The sequence below is a fragment of the Streptomyces sp. NPDC056835 genome (genome assembly GCF_042789485.1).
Taxonomy (GTDB): Bacteria; Actinomycetota; Actinomycetes; order Streptomycetales; family Streptomycetaceae; genus Streptomyces.
On sequence record NZ_JBHUBB010000001.1, the window covers coordinates 286,818 to 309,198 of the forward strand.

General features: G+C 70.7%; 19 protein-coding genes. 8 read left to right on the forward strand and 11 right to left on the reverse strand.

The features are described from left to right. Window positions 1-32: 32 nt before the first annotated feature. Window positions 33-2,576: a glycoside hydrolase family 3 protein gene (locus tag ACFRMN_RS01340; RefSeq protein ID WP_383011452.1), complete on the reverse strand. Its 2,544-nt coding sequence runs from the start codon at window positions 2,574-2,576 to the stop codon at window positions 33-35. A 177-nt stretch (window positions 2,577-2,753) separates the two neighbouring features. Between ACFRMN_RS01340 and ACFRMN_RS01345 the strand changes: the two genes are divergently transcribed. Further along, on the forward strand, window positions 2,754-4,070 hold the full coding sequence (locus tag ACFRMN_RS01345; RefSeq protein ID WP_383012033.1) for a pyroglutamyl peptidase: 1,317 nt from the start codon (window positions 2,754-2,756) through the stop codon (window positions 4,068-4,070). Window positions 4,071-4,187: 117 nt separating this feature from the next. Here ACFRMN_RS01345 and ACFRMN_RS01350 read toward each other — a convergent pair whose 3' ends face one another. Continuing rightward, a complete protein-coding gene (locus ACFRMN_RS01350; RefSeq protein WP_383011455.1) occupies window positions 4,188-5,009 on the reverse strand; it encodes an EI24 domain-containing protein in 822 nt (273 codons plus the stop codon). A 166-nt stretch (window positions 5,010-5,175) separates the two neighbouring features. Between ACFRMN_RS01350 and ACFRMN_RS01355 the strand changes: the two genes are divergently transcribed. After that, a complete protein-coding gene (locus ACFRMN_RS01355; RefSeq protein ID WP_383011458.1) occupies window positions 5,176-7,743 on the forward strand; it encodes a M14 family zinc carboxypeptidase in 2,568 nt (855 codons plus the stop codon). Window positions 7,744-7,842: 99 nt separating this feature from the next. On the opposite strand, the gene ACFRMN_RS01360 is transcribed toward ACFRMN_RS01355, so the two are convergent. The 3 genes from ACFRMN_RS01360 to ACFRMN_RS01370 all read right to left on the reverse strand — a co-directional run bounded on the left by ACFRMN_RS01360 (window position 7,843) and on the right by ACFRMN_RS01370 (window position 10,733). Next, complete coding sequence (locus ACFRMN_RS01360) at window positions 7,843-8,805, reverse strand: RICIN domain-containing protein (RefSeq protein ID WP_383011461.1); 963 nt, start codon at window positions 8,803-8,805, stop codon at window positions 7,843-7,845. A 297-nt stretch (window positions 8,806-9,102) separates the two neighbouring features. Continuing rightward, window positions 9,103-9,531 carry an organic hydroperoxide resistance protein gene (locus ACFRMN_RS01365; RefSeq protein WP_383011464.1) on the reverse strand — a complete coding sequence of 143 codons (429 nt, stop codon included), beginning with the start codon at window positions 9,529-9,531 and terminating at the stop codon, window positions 9,103-9,105. A gap of 173 nt (window positions 9,532-9,704) precedes the next feature. After that, window positions 9,705-10,733, reverse strand: coding sequence for an NADP-dependent oxidoreductase (locus ACFRMN_RS01370; protein ID WP_383011467.1), 1,029 nt, complete (start codon window positions 10,731-10,733; stop codon window positions 9,705-9,707). A gap of 139 nt (window positions 10,734-10,872) precedes the next feature. Between ACFRMN_RS01370 and ACFRMN_RS01375 the strand changes: the two genes are divergently transcribed. Continuing rightward, entirely contained in the window at window positions 10,873-11,307 is a 435-nt protein-coding gene (locus tag ACFRMN_RS01375; protein WP_383011470.1) for a MarR family winged helix-turn-helix transcriptional regulator, read from the forward strand. Window positions 11,308-11,375: 68 nt separating this feature from the next. On the opposite strand, the gene ACFRMN_RS01380 is transcribed toward ACFRMN_RS01375, so the two are convergent. Beyond that, on the reverse strand, window positions 11,376-12,059 hold the full coding sequence (locus ACFRMN_RS01380; RefSeq protein WP_383011473.1) for a hypothetical protein: 684 nt from the start codon (window positions 12,057-12,059) through the stop codon (window positions 11,376-11,378). A gap of 333 nt (window positions 12,060-12,392) precedes the next feature. Here ACFRMN_RS01380 and ACFRMN_RS01385 point away from each other — a divergent pair, with 333 nt between their 5' ends. The 3 genes from ACFRMN_RS01385 (at window position 12,393) to ACFRMN_RS01395 (ending at window position 15,859) form a co-directional block, all read left to right on the forward strand. Next, complete coding sequence (locus ACFRMN_RS01385; RefSeq protein ID WP_383011476.1) at window positions 12,393-12,953, forward strand: hypothetical protein; 561 nt, start codon at window positions 12,393-12,395, stop codon at window positions 12,951-12,953. Between the two features lie 169 nt (window positions 12,954-13,122). Then, window positions 13,123-14,166, forward strand: coding sequence for a rod shape-determining protein (locus ACFRMN_RS01390; protein WP_383011478.1), 1,044 nt, complete (start codon window positions 13,123-13,125; stop codon window positions 14,164-14,166). A gap of 37 nt (window positions 14,167-14,203) precedes the next feature. Further along, window positions 14,204-15,859: a GAF domain-containing protein gene (locus tag ACFRMN_RS01395; protein ID WP_383011481.1), complete on the forward strand. Its 1,656-nt coding sequence runs from the start codon at window positions 14,204-14,206 to the stop codon at window positions 15,857-15,859. Between the two features lie 32 nt (window positions 15,860-15,891). Here ACFRMN_RS01395 and ACFRMN_RS01400 read toward each other — a convergent pair whose 3' ends face one another. Further along, window positions 15,892-16,722 carry a hypothetical protein gene (locus ACFRMN_RS01400; RefSeq protein ID WP_383011483.1) on the reverse strand — a complete coding sequence of 277 codons (831 nt, stop codon included), beginning with the start codon at window positions 16,720-16,722 and terminating at the stop codon, window positions 15,892-15,894. 232 nt (window positions 16,723-16,954) lie between these two features. On the opposite strand from ACFRMN_RS01400, the gene ACFRMN_RS01405 reads away from it, so the two are divergent. Further along, window positions 16,955-18,151, forward strand: a complete 1,197-nt coding sequence (locus tag ACFRMN_RS01405) for a macro domain-containing protein (RefSeq protein WP_383011486.1) — start codon at window positions 16,955-16,957, stop codon at window positions 18,149-18,151. Window positions 18,152-18,468: 317 nt separating this feature from the next. On the opposite strand, the gene ACFRMN_RS01410 is transcribed toward ACFRMN_RS01405, so the two are convergent. The 4 genes from ACFRMN_RS01410 to ACFRMN_RS01425 all read right to left on the reverse strand — a co-directional run bounded on the left by ACFRMN_RS01410 (window position 18,469) and on the right by ACFRMN_RS01425 (window position 21,360). Continuing rightward, the gene (locus ACFRMN_RS01410) at window positions 18,469-19,293 is read right to left on the reverse strand and encodes an SAM-dependent methyltransferase (protein ID WP_383011488.1); all 825 of its coding nucleotides are present in this window, start codon (window positions 19,291-19,293) and stop codon (window positions 18,469-18,471) included. A gap of 97 nt (window positions 19,294-19,390) precedes the next feature. Next, a complete protein-coding gene (locus tag ACFRMN_RS01415) occupies window positions 19,391-20,326 on the reverse strand; it encodes a nitroreductase/quinone reductase family protein (protein WP_383011491.1) in 936 nt (311 codons plus the stop codon). A gap of 345 nt (window positions 20,327-20,671) precedes the next feature. After that, on the reverse strand, window positions 20,672-21,028 hold the full coding sequence (locus ACFRMN_RS01420) for a hypothetical protein (protein ID WP_383011494.1): 357 nt from the start codon (window positions 21,026-21,028) through the stop codon (window positions 20,672-20,674). Continuing rightward, a complete protein-coding gene (locus tag ACFRMN_RS01425) occupies window positions 21,007-21,360 on the reverse strand; it encodes a hypothetical protein (protein ID WP_383011497.1) in 354 nt (117 codons plus the stop codon). The genes ACFRMN_RS01420 and ACFRMN_RS01425 overlap by 22 nt, the downstream gene beginning before the upstream one ends. Before the next feature lie 150 nt (window positions 21,361-21,510). Here ACFRMN_RS01425 and ACFRMN_RS01430 point away from each other — a divergent pair, with 150 nt between their 5' ends. Further along, window positions 21,511-22,353, forward strand: a complete 843-nt coding sequence (locus tag ACFRMN_RS01430) for a hypothetical protein (RefSeq protein ID WP_383011500.1) — start codon at window positions 21,511-21,513, stop codon at window positions 22,351-22,353. Window positions 22,354-22,381: the final 28 nt, after the last annotated feature.

The window sequence follows — 22,381 nt, forward strand, 5'->3', positions numbered from 1 at the left end:
CAACGGCGTCCCCGCCCCGTACGTCTCGCTCGCTACGCCCGCGCGTCCACCGGGGAGCTGAGCCGACGGTCGGCGACGGACCGGCCCGCCTGGACCTCGTACGTACCGGGGACGAACGACCAGGAGCCGGAGTCCTCGTCCCAGATCTCGAACGCCCTGCGCCGCAGTGGAATCCGCACCTCGATCGTCTCGCCGGGTCCCGCCTCGACCGACGCGAAGCCGGCCAGCCAGCGGGCCGGGCGCTCCACGGTGTCGTCCACCGGGGCCAGATAGATCTGGACGACCTCGCGGCCCGCGCGGGAACCGGTGTTGCGCAGCCGTACCCACGCGTCGTTCGCGGTGGCCGTGATCGTCTCGTACTCCCAGTCGGTGTATCCGAGGCCGTGGCCGAACGGGTACGCGGGGGCCACGCCCGCACGTTCCCAGGCCCGGTAGCCGATGAACACGCCTTCGCTGTAGTGGAGTTCGCCGTCGGACGGGGTGGTCACCGAGACCGGTACGTCCGCCAGCGCGACCGGCCAGGTGGTGGGCAGCCGGCCGCCCGGCTCCGCCGCGCCGAGCAGCACGTCGGCGAGCGCGGCGCCGCCCTCCTGGCCGGGGAACCAGCTGAGCAGTACCGCCGCCACGTCCTCGCGCCACGGCATCTCCACCGGGGAGCCGGTGTTGACGACCACGACGGTGTTCGGGTTGACGGCGGCGACCGCGCGTACGAGATCGTCCTGGCGGCCGGGGAGCTTGAGGTTCTCGCGGTCGAAGCCCTCGGACTCGACGCGTTCGGTGGTGGCGACCACCACGACGGCGGTGCCCGCGGTACGGGCCGCCTCGACGGCCTCCGCGATGAGTTCGTCGGGGTCGTGCCGCGGGCCGAGGTGGAGCAGCGAGAACGCGACGGCCTTGATCGGGGCGTCCGGGATCTTGTGGACGGTGTGCAGCAGCGAGACCGTGACCCGTTCGCCCTCGGTCAGTTCCGCGCGGGCGCGCTCCACCGGCCGGCCGAAGAACGCCTCGAACGGGTCGGAGGCGGCGCCCAGTTCCTCCGTACCGTCGAAGAGGACATCGCCGCCGACGGAGAGGACGAAGCCGCCGCAACCGCGGGTGCCGAAGGTGTGCTCGCCGCTCTCGCGCGGGGTGAAGGTGCCGGTCAGCTCGACGGTGTGCAGTTCCTCGTGGGTGACGCCGTCGGGCAGGTCGCTGCCGGCCCACTGCACTCGGCCGCCCGGGACGGTGGAGGTCCCGAGGATCCGTCCGTCCGCCGCGCGGCAGAGGGCGGTCAGCTCGAAGCCGGCGCCCGTGGGGGCGAGTTCATCGTTGGGGTCGGCGCCGATGGAGTAGCTGAGGGAACCGTCGGGAAGGGCGGCGCCGAGGCCGTCGAGCGGGGAGACCACATGGTCGGGGAAGACCACCGCGGAGCCGCCGCCGAGCACCCGGGCGTCGCGCGCCGGGGCGCCGCTGAGCGCGACCGTACCGGCCTCGGCCGGATCGATCGGAAGGACCGGAGGGGCCGGAGGGGCCGGAGGGGCCGGAGCGGCCGGAGGAGCCGGAAGGTCCGAATGGCCGCCGGCGTCCTCGGCGTGTGCCCGTGGCTCGTTGCGTACGAGGACGAAGGAGCGGCGCGCGATCTCGCGGGCCAGGGCGTCGCCGTCGATCGGCGCGGGAAGGTCGGTGACGGCCGCGGGGGCGCCGTCGAGGATGCCGACCCGGGCGGCGAGCAGCAGCACCCTGCGTACGGCGCCGTCGACGGCGGACTCCGTCACCTCACCGGCGCGGACGGCGGCGACAAGTGCCTCGCCGTAGACCGTGCGCGGTCCTGGCATCGCGACATCGAGGCCGCCGAGCAGGGCGCCGGCGGTGGAGCGGGCCGCCAGCCAGTCGGAGACGACAGCGCCGTCGAAACCCCACTCGCCGCGCAGGACCTCGTTCTGGAGATAGCGGTGCTCGGTCATCGTCGAGCCGTTGACCTGGTTGTACGCGGCCATGATGCCCCAGGGGTGGGCGCCCGCGACGATGGCCTCGAACGGGGCGAGATACAGCTCGCGCAGCGGGCGCGGGGCGACGATGTTGTCGACGGTGAAGCGGTCGGTCTCGGCGTCGTTCGCGACGAAGTGCTTGACCGTCGTACCGACCCCGCCGTCCTGGACGCCCCGCACATATCCGGTGCCGATCTCGCCGGTGAGGTACGGGTCCTCGCTGTACGCCTCGAAGTGGCGGCCCCCGAGCGGTGAACGGTGCAGATTCACGGTCGGCGCGAGCAGTACGTGCACGCCCTTGCGGCGGGCCTCCTGCGCGAGCAGCCGGCCGGCCCCGCGGGTCAGTTCCGGATCCCAGGAGGCGGCGAGAGCGGTCGGCGACGGCAGGGCGATGGACGGGTCGTCCGCCGTCCAGCGCACCCCGCGGACCCCGATCGGACCGTCGGACATCACCAGGGAGGCCAGCCCGATCTCCGGGAGCGCGGGCAGGGACCACATGTCCTGGCCTGCCAGCAGCCGCGCCTTGGCGTCCAGGTCCAGCTTGCCGAGCGCCGCCTCGACGGCCGCCTCGCGTGCGTGACCGGCCCGGGTGCTGGATACGTCTGCCACAGCCGTACCTCCTCGTCGAAGACTCTCCGTCTCTCCGCCGGATGGTCGCACAGCGATCCCGGCCGGTGTAGTGGCCCGCCACATGAGCCGGTGTCACAGCCCGGGGGCCCATGGTCATCCGCCCTGCCCGGAGGTGATACTTCCGCCACCCGATGGAAGGACTCCCCCGTGAGACTCATGAGGCCCCTGGGCCACATACGTGTACGCCCCGAGCTGCTCGGGCTCGTACTCCTCACCACTACCGCGCTCACCCTCGCGACGCCGCCCCCGCCCGCCGCCGCCCAGCCCCTCGCCGCTCAGCCCGCCCCCGTCCGGTCCGCCACCGCCGCCGCGGCGTTCACCGTCGAGGAACAGCGGCTGGACCGGGCCGTACCCCAGGAGATCCTGCGGCGCAGCGGTTTCGACGCCGTGGCGCCGGACTTCGTACGGTCACTGCGCGGCGCGGACTCGTACGCCGAGGCCGAGCGGGCCGTCGCACGGAGCGGGGCGCGGCTGTGGCAGCGGGCGGTGGACCGGGCGCAGGGGCGCGGTCCCGCACGCGGCGATCTGAGCCGGGACGACGACCGGCCGCTGTACTGGGCGCGGCTCGCGCTCACCCGTGAACTGCGGCAGTGGCAGCCGGAGTTCGGCCTCTCCGAGACCGGGCGGGCGGCGCTGCTCGGGAAGCTTGAGCGCTCCTCGCGCGGCCAGGACTCCATGGACTTCCCGGCGCGCGACGGCGTCAAGGGGGCCAAGGGCGTCAAGCGGATCGTGCTGACGGGCTTCGACCCGTTCACCCTGGACCGCGACATCCGGATCAGCAATCCGTCCGGGGCCACGGCGCTGGCGCTGGACGGCACGGTGATCAGGACCGCCGACGGGCCCGCCCGTATGGAGACCGCCGTTTTCCCCGTCCGCTGGGGGGACTTCGCCGACGGTACCGTCGAACAGGCCCTGCGCGGGCCGCTGTCGCGGGCCGACCTCTTCACCACGGTCAGCCAGGGCCGGGTGGGCCGGATCGATGTCGAGCGCTTCAACGGCGCCTGGCGCGGCGGGTTCGGGGACAACGAGAACGTCTCGGAGACCGGGCTCGTGCCAGTGACCGATCCGGCCTCGCAGCCGCAGTGGACGACGACCAGCCTGCCGTACCGCTCGATCGTGGAGGCGGACACCGGCCGCTTCCCGGTGTACGACAACACCTCGGTGACCGAGGTCCCGGCGGGCGGGACCGCGCCGGTGGTACGGCCGGACGGACCGACGCCCGGTTCGGCGGCCCGCGCCGGGGGCGGCGGGGACTATCTGTCCAATGAGATCGCGTACCGCGCGACGCTGCTCCGCGACCGGCTGGAGCTGGATATCCCCGGCGGGCATGTGCACACGCCGGTGCTCCAGTTCGGGGCGGGGAACACCGACCCGGCGACGGGGTCCGTGACGGACCCCGAGTTCGTACAGAACCGGCTGGACATCATCGCGCAGCTGCGGGCGATCGTCACGGTGGCCGCCGAAGCCTCCTGAGTCACCTGAGTCGCCTCAGGGGCCTCAGAGGCCTCAGACGCCTCAGGCGCGGAACGCACAGCGCCGTCCGGTCCGGAGCCCTACCGGATCGGACGGCGCTACGGCTACCGCCTGCCGCTACTTGTCCATGGCGAGCGGTGCGCCCGGCCTCCGCGCACCCTGTCCGCCGGCCACGGCATCGTCGTCGGCGGACGCGTCCTCCGGCGGGGCCGTCAGCTCGCGCACCATCAGGGTCGCCCCCGCCACCGCGCCCGGCATCAGGAAGACCGCCACGAGCGGGACGAGGAAGGCGAGCGTGAGCGGGACACCGAAGCCGAGGGTGAGCATCCGGCGGCCCTTGAGCAGCCGCAGGCGCTCCTTGAGCTCGACACCGCGCCGCTGGAGCGCCACCGCCGTCAGCTCCTCCGCCAGGAAGAAGCCGGACACACAGAAGCCGAGCACGGGAATGACCGTCTGTCCGACAACCGGAATGAATCCGAGCGCGAAGAGCAGCACGCCGTACAGCGCCACCCGTACCAGGATCCGGAGACTGTCCCGGGCGGAGATCCACAGCTCGCGCCAGAGCGGCAGCTCCGACTGCGGGACCTCGCCGCCCTCCGCGCGGTCGACCTCCTCCGAGAGCGATTCGTAGAAGGGCTGGCCGACCAGCAGCGTCACGGCGGTGAAGGTGATCACCGCGAGGAACAGCCCGAGCGCGAAGACCAGCACGGTCAGGGAGCCCCGGAAGAGACCGAGCCAGGGCGAGGACCAGTCGTCCGCGAAGGGGGTGGCCCAGGCCGTCAGATCGTCGGCGCCGTAGGCGAGGCCGACAAGCGCGCCCGCATACAGGACCAGAGTGACCAAACCGGGCAGCAGTCCGAATCCGAACCAGCGGCCGTGGCCAACGACCCAGCGCTGGCCTTTCATCAAGTAGCCGAAGCCGGCGCCGAGATCATGCATGGACGCAGCCTACCGGCTGTATATGGACCCCTCTTGATGTTCACGTGAGTAACCGGTAGACCCTGCGTACCGATCAATGTCGATCGCCATCGATCATTCTTGATCGCCTCTGAAGTGATCGCCTCTGACATCGCGGTCACATCCGAAGACCCGGAGGAACAGACGCATGGGGATACCCAGACCTGTCCTGCTCACCACCGCCGCCGGCGCCGTCGCCGGCGCCCTGCTGCTCGCCCCGCTCCCCGCGACCGCCGCCCCGGGCCCCGCACGGGACACCCAGCGCCCGCACCCCGTCAGGGAGAGCGGCGGACCCGGCACCACCGCCGCCGCGCTCCAGAAGGCCACCGGCACCGTCGGTACGTCCGTGCCTCCCGCACTGCGCAAGGACGGCGGCTACCCCCGGCGTACGGTCCTGGACGCGCCGCCCGAGAACCCCGCCGACAAGTCGATCAAGCTGGGCCTGGCCCCGTACCACTCGCTCGCTCCCCGGCTCAACGCCCTCCAGAAGCTGAGCGATCGTGTGAGCGTCGAGGTGGCGGGCCGGTCCGCGGCCGGGCATGAGCTGTATCTCGTCACCGTCACCGCGCCCGAGAGCTCCCGCGAGTCCCGCGAACAGGAGCGGATGCGCGAGCTGATCGAGGACTCCCCGGCGGCGGCCGCGAAGGACCGCCGTATCAAGTCGTCCTACAAGACCCCGGTCTTCATCAACAACAACATCCACGGCAATGAGTGGGAGGGCACCGACGCCGCCCTGAAGCTCATCGAGGAGCTGGCGAAGGCGAAGGACGGCAGAACGGCGGGTCTGCTCGCCAAGAACCGGATCTATCTCAATGTGACCGCCAACCCCGACGGCAGGATCGCCGGCACCCGCGCCAACAGCAACGGCTTCGATCTCAACCGGGACTTCATCACCGCCTCGCAGCCCGAGTCACAGGCCATCCGGCGGATCGCCGTCGACAAGCAGCCCGCCGTCATGCTCGATCTGCACGGCTATGTCAACGGCACGCTGATCGAGCCGACGACTCCGCCCCACGGCGAGAACTACGAGTACGACCTCTTCCTGAAGAACAGCTACGCCAACGCCCTCGGCATGGAGAAGGCGGTGAACGATCTCGGCTACACGCCCGGCAAGGACGGGGTCCAGCCGCCCGTCATCCCCTTCCGCGACCAGCAGGAGGGCTGGGACGACTGGCCGCCGATCTTCACCCCGCAGTACATGGCGTTCCAGGGCGCGGTGGCCTCGCACACCGTCGAGTTCCCGATGCGGGTCAACAACAACGACTACAACAACCTGCCGGTGGAGGAGTTGCGCAGGCGCTCCGCGATCAACACCGATATCGCGGGCGCGGTGATGCGCGCGACCCTCGACTACACGCTCGACCACCGCACGTCCGTGATCGCCGACCAGATCGAGACGTTCCGGCGGGGAGTGGCGGGCGAGGCGCAGCGGCCGGTGTCCGAGGAGACCGTACCGGGTGTGCCCGGCATCGGACCGGAGGATGTGTACACCACGTCCTTCCCCCGCGCGTATGTGATCCCGGCCGGTGACGGACAGCGCTCGGCGACCGCGGCGGCCCGGCTGGTGGACCATCTGGTCGCCAATGACGTACGGGTGGAGCGGGCCCTTACCGGCTTCCGGCTGGCGGGACGTTCGTATCCGGCGGGTTCGTACGTCGTCGACATGCGCCAGGCCAAGCGCGGTATCGCCAATGTGATCCTGGACGAGGGCCGTGACATCAGCGCGGACGTCTCGACGATGTACGACATCTCGGGGTGGAGCCTCGGGCTGCTGTGGGGCGCGAGCGTCGACAAGGTCCAGCGGGCCGATGGCGGGCTGCACATCCCGGCGCGTCCGGTCCAGGCCGCGTCCCCGACCGGGGCGGTGACGGGTCAGGGCGATCTGCGGCTGCGCCTGGACGACCCCAAGGAGCTGGCCGCGCTCAACTCCCTGCTCACACAGGGGGTGAAGGTACGGCGGGCGGCGGACGGTTCGGCGATCGTGCCGGCCTCGGCACGTCGTCAGGCGGTCGTCCTCGCGGACCGTTATGGGGTCGCCTTCACCGCCACCAAGGAGAAGGGCTCCGGGACGGTGGCCCGTACGCGCGTCGCGGCGGCGGTGACGCCCGGCGAACAGTTCGCCCTGAGGGAGATGGGCTTCGAGGTGCTGCCGGTGTCGACCGCGACGCTGAACGGGGGCTTCGACTGGTCGAAGGCGGATGTCCTGTACGTCTCCTCCGGCCTCCAGTACGGTGCTCTCAACCCGGCCGCGCGCTCGGCCCTGGACGGCTTCCTCTCCGCCGGCGGGGGCGTGGTCACGCTCGGTTCGACGGGTGCGGCCTTCAACACCGCCGCGGGCCTGCTCACCGCCAAGGCGGTCGCGGGCAACGGCGACGCGAACGGTGTGGTGCGGGTGACCAACGCGGGCGGCCCGATCACGGGCGGCGCCCCGGCGCACACCTTCGTCTACTCGCCACTGTGGTTCACCGGCCTCGGTGACGGGGTGCGGGTCGAGCAGTCGTACGGCACCGGCAGCCCGCTGGTGTCCGGCCACTGGCGCGCGAAGGAGGACGGTACGGGCGGCCCCTCGGACGCGGCGGGCCGGGCCTCGGTCGTCAGCGGTACGTCCGCGAAGGGCGGTTCCGTGGTGCTGTTCGGTACGGAGGCGCTGTTCCGCGACCACCCGAAGGGGCTGTTCTCTCAGGTCGGCCGAGCCCTGCTGGGGGCGGCAGGCTGATTCCCCACGGCGTGACGTGGTGAGGTCGTGACGCGGGGCCGTTCCCGCGTGGTCCGGGGGCCGTTCCCGCGTGGTGCGGGGACGGCCCCCACAGCGTTGTCAGACCGGGTTCAGCCGCCACTGCTGGCAGGTGCTGCCCAGCCAGGGCCACTGCCGTACATCGGCTCCGTCCGCCGTCGAGCAGCCGGCGACATCCGCGACCTTGCCGCTGCGGGCGCCGACGAGCCGTACCCAGCCGCCCTGGTCGGCGACGACGAGACGGAAGGCCTGGCAGATGGTGTCGCGCCAGGACCACTGGCGCAGATCGGCCCCGTCCGCGACGGAACAGGCCGCCGTGTCCAGCACCTTCCCGCTGGCGGCGTTGACCAGCCGGCTGGTGTCATCGCCGAGATCCTCCACGCGCCAGCGCTGACGGGCGCCGCCATGACAGGCCCACTGGAGGACATTCGCGCCATCGGCGCTCGAACCGCCTTCCACTTCAAGGCACTTGCCGCTCCTCCGGTTCACGAGTGTGTACGCGGTGGGGGTGGCCGCGCGCTCACCGGAGGCCCCGGCGAGTGCGACGCCCGGCAGAGACGGAGTGGCGTCCGGCAGCCGGCCGCCGTCGAGCCGGTCCCGGTAGGTGTACGGGCCCATGGGGTCGGCGCCGGCGCTCTCCAGTACGTGCGGGCGCCGGGTCCGGTGGTGGTCCTCGACGGCCTGGCCGGCGACGTAGGACAGATACCAGTGGCCGTTCCGGAAGTGCAGTCGGGGCGCGTCCATGTCGCAGCAGCGCGAGGAGGTGGAGTCTGTCCAGACCCGCACGCGCGGCGCGGCCGAAAGCCCTGTCGGCGTGGGCGACGTGCGCATGGTCAGCCCCGACGACCGGTCCGCGGTGAGGAGGTAGTAGTCGCCGTCGTAGTACTGGATCCAGGGTTCGGAGCCGTTCCGGGACGGCATGGGGCCGGTGTACGGACGACCCTCGGCGGCCCCCGCGGGCGGGGGGACGAACGCGGTGAAGGCGGCGAGGACAGCGAGCGACAGGGCCAGGAGGAGCGTGGTTCTGCGAGAGGTGCGGCTCACGCGGATTCTCCTTACGGCGTGCGAGGGGGGTGGGGCGCGCGGGAGTTGGAGCCGTTCGGTATGTCCGTTCCGTATGCCCGTTCGGTATGCCAGTTCGGTATGCCGAACTGTGGTCACGAACTCGAACGGGAAGCTAGAGCCGAAGCGCTTCCGCGTCAACGGTCGGAAACGGACACGGGACAAGCGGACAGCGGGACAAGCGGACACGACCGAGGGCCGCACCCCTGTCAGGGATACGGCCCTCAGCGGACAGGCAGTCCGTCGAACAGTCCGTCCGGCAGTCCGTCTGGCAGTCTGTCAGGCGACGGAGAGCTCGACCTTGATGTTGCCGCGCGTGGCGTTGGAGTACGGGCACACCTGGTGCGCCTTCTCCAGCAGATCCTTGGCGGTGGCCTCGTCGACATTCGGGATGGAGGCCACCAACTCGACCTCAAGACCGAAACCGCCGGCCTCAAGCTTGCCGAAGCCGACCTTGGCCGTCACCGTCGAACCGGAGATGTCGGCCTTCTCCTGACGGGCGACCACACCGAGCGCGCCCTGGAAGCAGGCGCTGTACCCGGCGGCGAACAGCTGCTCCGGGTTGGTGCCCGCGCCGCTGCCACCCATCGACTTGGGCGGGTTGACGATGACATCGAGCTGACCGTCATCACTGGAGACGCGGCCGTCACGGCCGTTCTCCGCGGTGGCGACGGCGGTGTAGAGGACATCGATCTTCTGGATGGTCATGCGGTGCGTTCCTCCTGTTGTTCGCCGCGGCTCGCGCCCACGGACCACGGCGGCCTGGGACGAGCCTAGACGAACAAATCCGAAGTCGCGTCTGCCCGGGGGCGTCTGGCACGCGCGCTCGCAAGGCGCCGGGCCCGCCCTAGGACCGACGACGCTACTTCGGACTTACTCGTCTAGTCCGTCTCGCTGTTGAGCGTGACGATCATCTTTCCGGTGTTCTCACCGCGGAGTACGCCGAGGAAGGCGTCGAAGCCGTTCTCGATGCCTTCGACCGAGGTCTCGTGGTACTTCAGCTCACCGGAGGCGAGCCAGCCGGCGACATCCTCGACGAACCGCGGCCGCAGACCGAAGTGGTCGGTGACGATCATGCCCTGGAGACGCAGCCGCTTCCCGATGGCCAGGGCCAGATTGCGCGGGCCCGGCGCCGGGTCGGTGGCGTTGTACTGCGCGATCGCGCCGCACAGCGTGACGCGGCCATGGAGGTTGAGCGCCGAGAGCGCGGCTTCGAGGTGGTCACCTCCGACGTTGTCGAAGTAGACGTCGATGCCGTCGGGCGCCGCCGCCTTGAGCTGGTCCCTGACGGGGCCCTTCTTGTAGTTGAAGGCCGCGTCGAAGCCGTACTCCTCGGTGAGGAGCTTGACCTTCTCGTCGGAGCCCGCCGAACCGATCACCCGCGAGGCGCCCTTGATCCTGGCCAGCTGGCCGACCTGGCTGCCGACGGCTCCGGCGGCGCCGGAGACGAAGACGGCGTCGCCCTCCTTGAAGGAGGCGGTCTCGAACAGGCCCGCGTACGCGGTGAGTCCGGTCCCGCCCAGCACACCGAGGTACGCGGAGAGCGGGGCGAGCGAGGCGTCGACCTTGGTGCCGTGTTCGGCCGGGAATTCGGCGTACTCACGCCAGCCGAGCCCGTGTACGACATGGTCGCCGACCGCGAACCCCGCGGCGCGCGAGGCGATGACCTCGCCGACCGCGGCGCCGTCCATCGGCTTGTCCAGCTGGTACGGGGGTACGTACGACTTCACGTCGTTCATCCGGCCCCGCATGTACGGGTCGACCGAGAAGTGGAGGTTGCGGACCAGGATCCGCCCCTCACCCGGCTCGGTCACGGGGACATCGCGCAGAGCGACATCACCCGGCTCGGGCCAGCCGTGCGGGCGGGCGACGAGAAACCAGGCGCGGCCGGACTCGGGAAGTGCGGTCATGGTGCGGAGCCTCCTCAGACAGTTCTGCGACGGTGAGCCATGGGTACCAGGTCAGGGAACCGAGAAAAAGCTTCACCACCTGAAACAACAATGCTCCTGAATATTTCACGTTGTCAAGTAACGGAGTACCCTGATGCCCATGGCCACTCCGCGAAGAGACCCACTCACCCTTGAGGTCGTCGAACTCATCGGCACCGTCGTGGCCCGCTACTACGCCGAATACGAGCAGGTGGCGGCCCGGCACTCCCTCACCGGCGCGCAGGCGCGCGTCCTGGGGCTGCTGTCCCTGGAGCCCCTGCCCATGCGCGGGATCGCACGGAAGCTCCAGTGCGAGCCGTCCAATGTCACCGGCATCGTGGACCGGCTCGAAGCGCGCGGCCTGGTGGAGCGCCGGCCCGACCCGGCCGACCGCCGGGTGAAGCTCGCCGCGCCCACGCAAGAGGGAAAGGAGACGGCGATCCGGCTGCGCGACTCACTGGACTTCGCGCGCGAACCGCTCGCCGCGCTGTCCGACGAGGAGCGCGGGACGCTGCGCGATCTGCTCAAGCGGATGCTGGGCGGGAGCGTGCTCTGAGAAGCGCGCCCCGGGAGGCGTGCCCCGGGAAAGCGCTCCGAAGAGCCGTCAGACGCGGCCAGACGCGGTCAGACGCAGATGAAGAGCCACCAGGTGCAGGTCTCGGACGGTGTGGGAGAGGGTGCGGGCCGCGGCGGTCGCGGCGGTTCCGCCGAGGTCGGGCGGTTCGACGTGGGCTCGTCCGTCGGCTCCGCGGGCCCGGTCGTACCGGACCCCGGGTCGCCGGTCCCAGGGTCATCGGGCCCCGGCGATTCGGGCCCGTCCGTGACCGTCTCCCCGGTCTCGGGCGCGTCGGAGGCCGACGGTGATGCTTCGGTACGCCCCGACGCGCTCGGACCACCGCTGCCGTCCGTGCTCGCCTCCCCGCTCGCACCGGTTCCCGAAATCGGTACCGGCGTCGCGGACCCGCGGGGATCGTCGGGCGCGGCGGGACGCTCGGTGTCCTGCGGGCCGCCGTCGAACTCGACGGGCGTCTCCTCCTTGACGGAGGTGGCGTTGTCGTTGCCGGACGATTCCCTGGCCAGTTCGGCCAGGCTCAGCACGCCGGCCGCGAGGATCACGCCGAGCGTGGCGATCAGAAACCTGCGGCCCCGTCTGCTGCGCGCCCGGCGCGGTCCGCTACGGCGCGGAGCCTTGCCCCCCGCGCCCTTGCCCCGCCCGGCTCTACGGGAAGAGCCCTTGCGGCGCGAGGAGTCGCGGCGCGGCACGGTGTCGTCCGGGCGGTCGTGACTGACGAGCCCGTAGTCACTCACGGCCGCGGCGTCGTACTCTCCGTGACCTTCGTTGTCCCTGTCGTCCCCGCCCGGGAGGCGGCTGTGGTGCTCCCCGGGGTGGACAGGGTGATGCTGACGCAGCTCCTCGGCGGGGGTCCCGCATCCTGCGCAGATCAGTGCGCCGTTGAGGTGCCGACGACACTGAGGGCAGTAGTCCATGGCGCCCCGCAGATTATGCGCCGGGCGGTACGGTCGGCATGGCGAGGTTGTGAGGATCCTGTGTGAAGTGCCGAGTCCATGGCGTGTCTGCCCATGTCTGCGTGTGTCTGCCCGGTTGGGGACCGCCGCGTGGACCCGGGGGAGGATGGCGCCATGACCTCCACCGGGCCGTTCGGGCCACTCGACTTCCAGCTCGTCCTGCTGCGCCGGATGGCCGATCACCAGCCGGAGCTGGTCGATGAGGCCCGCCACGAGCTCGGCGTGTCCCTGGCCGTCATGCGGGAGGCCAACCGCCGCTGGCAGGCGATGGTGCGCTCGCCCCGGGCGCGCGGCTCGCTGTCCCGCTACCGCTCCGTACTCGGCGAGCCCGAGCGGACCTCCCGGCGCGTGATCGGCGATCTGGAGTGCGACGCCCTGCTGTGGCCCGTCCCGCTCTGGCCCGATCTGCGCTTCGAGGTGATGGTGGCGCCCGGCGGGGCCGTGTGGAACGAATGGCTGGTCCGCGCTCCGGGGTCGGCGGGCCCCCAGCTGCGTACGGCCGACGATCTGCGCCCCTGGTGCTGCACGGTGGACGAGGTCGCGCGGGCCTTCCCGCCCGCCCGGCCGATGGAGGGCACCGCCCCGACCAGGATGCGGCTGGCCTTCACCCCGCCCGACGGCCGTGCCCGCGTCGCGGAGTTCACCTGGGGACTGCTGCAACGCTGGTCGGATTAGTGCCTGTCCGTACGATCCGACAGGTCCCCCTCACGCTGTCCTGCATGCCGTCAAATCCGAACGCCCGTCTGGCGTACCCCAGCGCGCGGCGCGTGCTCCGGCGCCGCACTATGCGAACAGGGCCGGCGGCCGCCGGTGAACCACCTCAGCGCTCTCGGGAGAACCTGCCGTGACCGTCAGTCTTGAGCAGTTGCGACGTTGCCATATCGCCGTCGACCTGGGGGCCGCCCGGACCCGGGTCTTTGTGAAGGGGGCCGGGCTCGTCGTCGATGAGCCGAGCGCCGCCGCCGTCAACACCCGTACCGGCGCGCTCATCGCCGTCGGCGCCCTCGCCGAGCAGATGACCGGCCGTACCCCCGACTACATCCGTGTCGTCCGTCCCGTCACCGGCGGCACCGTCGTCGACATCGAGATGGCGCAGCGCATGCTGCGGCATCTGCTGGGCGACAAGCTCCGCCGTCAGCTGCGCCGCAAGCCCTGGCTGCGCGCCGCCGCCTCCACCCCGCACGACAGCGATCCGCTCGCCCAGCGCGCCGCCGTCGAGACCCTGGTCGGGCTCGGCGCGCGCCGGGTCGAGCTGGTGGACACGCTGATCGCCGCCGCCGTCGGCTGCGGACTGCCCGTGGAGCAGCCCACCGCCACCATGATCATGGTGTGCGGCGCGGCGACCACACAGGTCGCGGTGTTGTCGCTCGGCTCGATCGTCACGGCCGTACGGATCCCGGTCGGCGGCAACGCCATCGACCACGCGGTGATCCAGCACCTGCGCCACCAGCATGAACTGATGCTGCCCAGCCAGTCCGTACGCCCGCTGCAACTGGCTCTCAGCAACAACGGGCTCACCGAAGGCGGTCCCAGCAAGACCGAGATCCACGGCCGCGACGTGGCCACCGGGGTCGCCCGTTCGGTGATGGTGGACACCGCCGCCGTACGGGAGGCCATCTACACCCCGCTGACCGCCGTCCTCGACGGCATCAGCAAGGTGCTGCGTGACTGCCCGCCCGATCTGGTGGCCGATCTCGGCGACCGGGGGATCATGATGGTCGGCGGCAGCGCGCTGCTGCCGGGACTCGACCAGATGCTGCGTGACGCGACGGGCATGCCGGTCGCCATCGCGGAACGCCCCGACATCTGCGCCGTGCTCGGACTCGGGGCGATGCTGGAGGGCAAGATCGAGCCGATGGTTCTGAACCCGCTGGCCGACGCCCACTGAGAACGCGGCTGGACCGGTACGACGGTTCGACGGGACGATGAGCGAAGAGGGCGACGGCGCGGGCCACGGTGACCGTGCGAGCCGTGACGAGGGTGCGAGCCGTGACGAGAGTGCGAGCGGTGACGAGGGTGCGAGCCGTGGCGACGACGGCGCGACGACGCCACGGCCGCCCACGCTGCTCGAAGCGGTGCTCGGTATCGGCACCGACCTCGAACCGCGCGCCACGCTCCAGCACATCGTCGACACCGCCGCCGAGCTCATCGGCGCGCGGTACGGCGCGCTCGGTGTCCTCGACCCCGAGCGCGGCGGACTCACCGAGCTGTTCACGGCGGGGATGAACGATGCCGACCGGCAGCGGATCGGCAGGCTCCCCGATGGACGCACCGGCCTGCTCGGGCTCCTCATCGAGGACCCGAAACCGCTGCGGCTGGACGATCTGACGGCCGACCCCCGGTCCGCCGGGGTGCCGCCCGGCCACCCCCGGATGCGCTCCTTCCTCGGCGTACCGCTCCAGCTGGACAGCACGGTCCTCGGCAATCTCTATCTGACGGAGAAGCGGACCGGTTCCTTCACCGAGCAGGACCAGAGCCTGCTGCGCGTCCTGGCCTCTCAGGCGGCGCTCGCGATCGGCAACGCCCGGCTGTACGGGACGGCCCGCCAGCGCGAGCGCTGGATCGAGGGAGCGGCGGCCGTCACCAACGCGCTGCTGACCGGCGAGAACGCCTCCGACGCGCTGATCACGGTGGCCGAGTCGGCCCGGGTGCTCGCCGACGCGTACGCGGGCGTCGTGCTCCAGCCGACCGAGGACGGCGGGATGGAGATCGTCGCCGCGTCCACGATCGGCGATCCGGCCGGCATAGTCGGCACCACCATCGAGCCCGGCTCCCCCGTACTGGTTCAACTCCTGGGCGGCGAGCCGGTGTTCATCGAGGACTCGTCGACCGATCCCCGGATGACCACGCATGTACGGGCGCGCTTCGGGCCGAGCATGATGCTGCCGCTCCAGGCCGGGGGCAAGCTGATCGGCACCCTCGCGCTGCCGCGCCGGCGCGGTGGCCGCCCGTACCGCGCGGTGGACCGGCTGCTGGCCACCCAGTTCGCCTCGCAGGCCGCGCTCGCGCTGGTGCTCGCGGACGCGCAGCACGACCGGGAGCAGCTGGCCGTCTTCGAGGACCGCGACCGAATCGCCCGTGATCTGCACGATCTGGTCGTCCAGCGGCTCTTCGCCACCGAAATGATGCTGGAGTCGACCCGACGGCGCGCGGCCTCGACGGATCTGGACGAGCTGCTCGGCCGGGCCGTGGACGAACTGGACTCCACGATCCAGGAGGTCAGGACCACGATCTTCGCGCTCCAGCAGCCGCCGGCCGACGGCCCGACGAGCGTGCGCGGGATGGTGCTGCGCGAGACGGGCGGCGCGGCGGCCGTGCTGGGATTCCGGCCGTCCGTGCGCTTCACCGGACCGGTGGACACGCTCGTGGGCGAGCCGGCGGGCCGGAGTCTGCTGGCCGAACTGCGCGGCGCGCTCGCCGCCGCGCACCGGCGCGAAGGGGTGACCACGATCGACGTGGAGGTCGACGCCGTGGCGCTGCTGGCCGACGGACGTACCGGGGTGCGGCTGGTCGTCACGGACGACGGTCTGCGCGAGGACGGCGGCCGGGGAACGACGACGACCTGGGAGGTACCCCGCTGACGTCCCGCCGGCCCTTCGCCCGCCGCGGCGTCTCAGCGCAGCAGATCCCGCAGCGAGGCCGTCAGCCGCGTGGCGAACGCCTCACGGGTCGCGTCCGGCACCGACTCCAGGGACAGATACGGGTTGAGGTCCTCCAGCTCGACGAGCAGCAGTTCCCCGTCGGGTGCCCGGCAGGCGTCCACGCGCTGGATCCCGTGCTCCAGCGCGTTCCACTCGATGAAGCGCCGCGCGAACGCCAGATCCGCGGGCCCTGCCTCGTACGGCGTGAGCGCCCAGCGCCGCTCGGGATCGGGCGCGTACAGGGCGTACTGGAAGTCGCGGTCGATGAAGTAGAACGAGACCTCGTAGCGGAACGGTATCCGCGGCTGCACCAGTACCTCTACCTCGCCGAAGGAGATGTCCGCGAGCCGGTCCGCGCCGACGAACTCCATGCCGATCGAGTCCGCGCCCGCCTTCGGCTTGACGACATACGTCTCGGCGCGCGGCAGCCGGGCAAGATCCTCGGCGCGGTCCACGGTCGGAATGACCGGGTACCCGGCCGCGCTCAGCTCCACCAGATACTGCTTGCCCGCCATGTCGGCCCGTCCGGTCAGCGGGTTGTAGACCCGGGCCCCGGCCGACCGCGCCAGGTCGCGGAAGGCGTCGTACTCCTCCTGGTAGTGCAGTACGGGCCCGCTGTTGCGCACCATGACCGCGTCGAAGGACCCCATCAGGCGCCCGGCGTCGAGAGGATGGCTCAGCGCCACGGCGAAGTCCCGTCGCAGCCGGGACGACAGCTGTATGTCCTCGTCGCAGTATCTGCGTCCCTTGGCCTCGTAGGCGAGGTCGGTGACATAGAGGACGCGGGGCGTGGTGGCGGGCACGGTGCTCGGTGCTCCCTGGCTGGTCGGATCGAGGTCGGACGCTGGTGGAGGTCGGACGCTGGTGGAGGTCGGACGCTGGTCGGGGTCGGTCCGGGGCCGCCCATACACCTGTGCGGTGCCCGCGAGGGGGCATCATACGAGTGTCCTGTTCGCGCCGTCCCCGGAGCGCCCAGGGGCTCTTTGCCGGTGCGCCGCTTGTGAGTGCGGGCCGCCCGGTGCCATCGTTGCGGCCATGCCGCTCACTCCTGTCCCGGACCATGCCTCAATCCTTGAGGAAATAAAGACAGTTCGGCGCGGCGGGATCGTACGGCTGCGCAGGCTGGAGGTGCCGTCGCTGGCCCGGATCGCCTTCGCGCTCGCCCCCGCCGACGACCGGCGGACCGCGGTCCCCGCCCAGTCGCAGTCGCAGTCGGTCGAGTGGCTGCTGCGGCTGGCGGTGTCACGGCTCGGCGGCGGCACCCTCCAGGAGGCCGCCGAATACACCCTGGGTCTGACACCGGGCACCCGTGACTGGCCGGGCGCCGACCGCAGACGGCGCGCGGCCGAGCTGTACGGGGTCAGCATCGAGCGCTTCCGCAAGGAGCAGGAGGCGGTGGTGCTCGACCAGGTCGCCGAGCAGGTGGGCAGTCTGGCGCGGGCGGCCCTCGCCGAGCGCCGCCCGGCGGCCGGACGGGATCCGGCGGCCGGCGACGCGGCCCACGACGATCCGTCCGATCCGGTCGATCCGGCCGATTCCGCCGTGAGCGCCCGTACCCACCGGATCCTCTCCGTCCGGGCACACGGCAGGACCGTGCCGGTCACACTCCATGTCCATCCGGTGGATCTGCTGCGTGACGTGGATGTGGTGGTGTCCCCCGTCAACACGTATCTGGCGCTGCCCGAGGCGTACAAGTCCTCCGTGGCGGCCTCCCTGCGCCGGGCCGGCGCGCTGCGCGGGCTGACGGGCGAGCTGCTGGGCGACCCGATCCACGAGGAACTGCGCGACTGGGCCACCGCCCGGGCCACCTCCGGCCGCCCCGTGCTGCCCGGCACGGTGGCCGCCACCGGCTCCGGCTCCCTCGCCGGCCAGGGCGTACGCCGCGTCTACCACGCGGCAGTCGCCGTACCCCGGGCCGGGACCAACGACTACGACGTACTGCCCGCCGATGTGACCCGCGCGGTGGCCCGCGCCCTGGCCCTGCTCGCTGAGGAGCACGAGCGGTTCGATCCCCCGCTGCGGTCCGTGTGCTTCCCGCTGCTCGGCTCCGGCCGGGGCGGGCTGCCGTACGAGGAGAGCGTGCGCGCGGTGTGGGCGGCGGTCGACGCGGAGCTGGCGCGCGGCGCGGGCTGGGACATCCATCTGATCGCACGAGGGCTGGTCCCGGCCGGTCTCGTGGTCCGCATGCTGGCGGAGTACACGGGAGAAGTCACGGAGGAGCCGGCGACATGAGCGGCGGGACGTGAGCGAGGGGGCGTGAGTGACGGGGGGCGTGAGCGGCGGGGGGCGTGAGCGGCGGGGGGCGTGAGCGGCGGGGGGCGTGAGCGGCGGGGGGCGTGAGCGGCGGCGAGAGAAACCACCCGCCGCCGCGATCCGCCCCGTTCGCGCCCTGTTGGTGCCCAGCCCGTCTGGTGAACTGGACAGTAAGGCCGCTCAGAGACGCCTCGGCGTGCGGCGGACGGATGCCACGGGGGTGTACGGAAGTCCGCCGCGGGCCCGCCGGGGGAACACCGCGGGCCCTCTGAGCGGCCCGTTCCCCTTCCCGCTCCCTACGGCTTGCGGCCCACGCCGCCGTACGCGTCGACCGCGAGCTCGGTGCCGTTCGCCCCGTCCGCTTCCGGACGCCACCGCGTGACCTGGGCGATCCCGGGCTCCACCAGTTCCAGCCCCTCGAAGAAGCCCGCGATCTCCTCGACGGCGCGCACGTGGTACGGGACCGCCCCGCTGGCGTTGTACGCCTCCGACGCCGCGATCATGCCCTCGCTGGTGGCGGTGCCGTCGCTCATCACCAGATAACTGCCGGACGGCAGGCCCGCCATGAGACGCGACACCAGCGAACGGGCCAGGTCGTAGTCGGCGACATGGCCGAGCGTGTTGAGAATCATCAGCGCGACCGGCCGGGAGAGGTCCAGCGTTCCGGCGGCGGCCTTGAGGATCGACTCGGGATCGAGCAGATCGGCGTCGAGATAGTCGGTCCTGCCCTCGGGTGTACTGGTGAGCAGGGCGCGGGCATGGGCCAGCACCAGGGGGTCGTTGTCGACGTAGACGATCCGCGCGTCCGGCGCCACGCGCTGGGCGACCTCGTGCGTGTTGTCGCCGGTCGGCAGACCGGTGCCGATGTCCAGGAACTGACGGATCCCCCGCTCCACCGCCAGCTCCCGGACCGCACGCCCCAAGAAGTGGCGGCTCGTCAGGGCCACGTCGACGAGGCCGGGGAATATCTCCTTTATCTGCTCCCCGACCTCCCGGTCGATCTCGTAATTGTCCTTGCCGCCCACGAAGTAGTTCCAAAACCGTGCGGAGTGCGGTGTGCCGGTGTCGATCCGCGCCCGGATGGCATCGGCGGACTCAAGACCAGGGTCACGATCGGACACGGAAGCGCCTCCTTGGGCGGTCGGGAACTCACACCATGAACTGAGCCTCCAACCTAAAGGAGTGAGTGCGTGAGGGGAACGCCTTCCCGACCCTCCGTCAGCTCGCCGCGCCTCCGGCCGGTTCGGACACCGGCGGCCCCGGCGGCCACCGGATCTCACTCAGGGCGGGCAGAAGCGTCTCCTCCTCGTAGTCGAGATGCGCGACCAGCTCCCGCGACAACCGGGCCAGCTCCGCGCGGAAGCGTTCGGGGTCGGCGGTGGTGATGTCGGCGAGCAGAGCGAGCAGGGCGTCCTTGACGCGCGCGAGCGTACGGTGCTCCTCGGCGAGCCGGTCGAGGGCGTCGCGTAGGTGCGGGTGACGGTCCGCCAGCGCGGGGAAGGTGTAAGCGTCCTCGCCGGTGTGGTGGAACGTCAGAAACTGGCAGAAGGCCAGACAGTGCTGTCTGAGCTGGAGACCGATGCCGGGCGCCGGTGGTTCACCGGAGCCCTCGTGGGCCGCTCGCGCGGCGAAGTGGGCATCGGTCTCGGCCCGTATGTGCCGCAGCTGCGCACGCAGCCAGCCATGGACCTGCACCAGCTTGTCGGCGAGATCGCTGATCTCGCCGGGTTCCTCGGCCGCCTCGGCGCCCGAAGGCTCAAGCACCACGACGGGCAGGACCCTGGAGGTGGTGGTCTGGTAGTCGGCGTATCCGGGCGCCACGCTCACGACCCGCTCGAACAGCCGGTCGCGCCGCGCCCCCTCGGCGGGGACGGCGATCAGTTCAAGCGTCTCGGTGCCGATCTCCACCCGTACCTGGGGATGGGCGAGCAGATTGTGATACCAGGCGGGATGACGCGGCGCGCCCCCCGCGGATCCGACGATCAGCAGCAGCTCGCCGTCGCGGACAAAGCCGAGCGGAACGGTGTGCTCCGCCCCCGACTTGGCGCCGGTGGTGGTGAGCAGGAGGAGGTCGGCGCCCTCGAAGGGGCCGCCGACCTTCCCTCCGTTGGCCCGGAACTCATCGATGATCGTCTGTTGGAAGAATGCGGGCATACGGGGTCGTCTCTCCAGAGAAGTGTGGGGTCCCGCGGTGAACGCGGTGATGGTGGATGACCGTGAAGTGCGCGCGATACGGCGCACGGCGCGCGGTGACCGCACGCGGACCCTCGTCCGGAGAAGAACAAACGATGTCGTACGACGGTGCCCGGCACCGCGAAGGACAGACAAGGGACGACGCGCGGAGGCGCTGCGTCGGATGCGTCAGGCGCGAAGTGCTGAGTATGAACTCATGGCGTCGTCCCTCGGTGAAGGTGCCTCCATGGCGACCGGCCCGCCCACTGCTCTTCGGCCGGTGCCACGCGACACGCGGACTATTACAGTCACCGGGTCCGGGGTCTGTCAACGCGCCCGCCGAGGGGGCCGCGACACGCCCGGGATTCTGACGCTGTGTCGGCCATTGGTTGGACGCCCGGCCCGGCTCCCACGGATATGCCCCCCCGCCGAGCCGTCGCCCACCCCGTCTCCCTCGCCGCCCTCGGAGATAGGCCCCAGCTCGTACGTCACCCGGCGCACCCGAGCCTTCAACCCGGCATCGTCGTCCGCCGGCAGCTCCCACGCCAGGTGCACCTTGGTCGGGAAGTCGTCGTCCTCGTCGTCCCACTGCGGGAAGAAGAACCCCGGATCGTAGACCCGCAGCGTGGGCCGCTGCTTGGCCGGATTCCACGCCAGGACCATCACGCCGTCCCCGAGCAGCACAGCCGCCCGCTCCGCTTGCCCCCCTCGACCGCGACCTTCCGCTCCGAGCCCAGCAGGTAGCCGAGCGCGGTGTCCACCAAGTTCGCCGCGTCACCAAGCTCTCGACGCTCCAGCGCACCCGCGTCACCCCCGGCCGCCGCGAGCTGTCCGGCCCGGTTGTTGTCGTACGACGCCAGCACCTTGTACGCGGCCAGCCGCCGCAACTCATGCGGCGGCATCCACGTCTTGGCGAGTTCCGGGAAGGCGCGGCTGCCTGGACGACCGGCACCGGCCATCACCGGCTTGTAGTTCAACCACGACCAGGCGTCGATGACGAATTGGCGCAGGCCCACAATCACTCCCAAGCATTGGCCCCACGCCACCGCCCACAGTAAGTAACCCATGTCGATGTGCGCAGCGTCGCTCTTTTGGGGTCCGAGTCCGCAGTCTCCCCAGCGCGATAGAATTTACTGCACCAGAAGATCGATCCGACGGGGGACGGAATGCCGGAAAAGAATCGAGAAGATGTAGACACCAGCGAAAATCCGAAGAGCAAAACGCTTGGCCTGAAGCACATTCTTCAGCACTTCGCAGCCACCCTTGCAATCGGAGGAGCCCTACTGACCCTTATTCAGTACTGGGCAGTGGACCGGTTCTTCGAGCGATTTGGCGGACTCGCCCCAGAGGAAGTAGGCCTAGATGTTGCAGTCTTGGCTACGCGGGCAGTCGTGCCCTTCAGCGTATTCACAGTTCTCCTCATCGTTCCGGCCATGTCTGTGTGGCCCACCATCGGGTTCCATGCCGCATGGGGTGAACCGTTCGTCGGAGACGTGAAGAAATTCATCGAACGGCACTCCTGGCTGCGCAAACTACTCACCAGCGCGGCAGTCGGATTCATATGGGTGCTGATGAGTTACGCCGAGAACCCTGGCACGGACCTGGGCCAATCCCGCTGGTTCACATGGCTTCTGGGCACAGGGCTCATCTACCTGACTGTCACCTTCCTGTCCCGCGTTCCCGGACTCGGCCGTCTCCTCGCAGGCGCTTTCCTCATCCTTACCGTCACAGCAGGGGTGGCGTACGCTCTCGGTCAAGTTATGGCAAGAAATGCAGATGACCTGGCCGCCGGAAATCACTCCACCACGCTCCCGTACATGCTGGGTGTCCGCGTTCGCCCAGTCGAAGCCCAGTTCCTGAATTCGAGCGGTAAAACGGTCGATGAGTCTCGGGAGATGCTGTATCTAGGCCAGTCATCCGGCATCTACGTGCTCTGGGACCCCGCACACAAGGAAGTAATCCAACGCGCTGTAACACAAGTTCAAATCACGACTCACCTGGAGAAATAAGAGGTATCGACACCACTATGTACGCAGC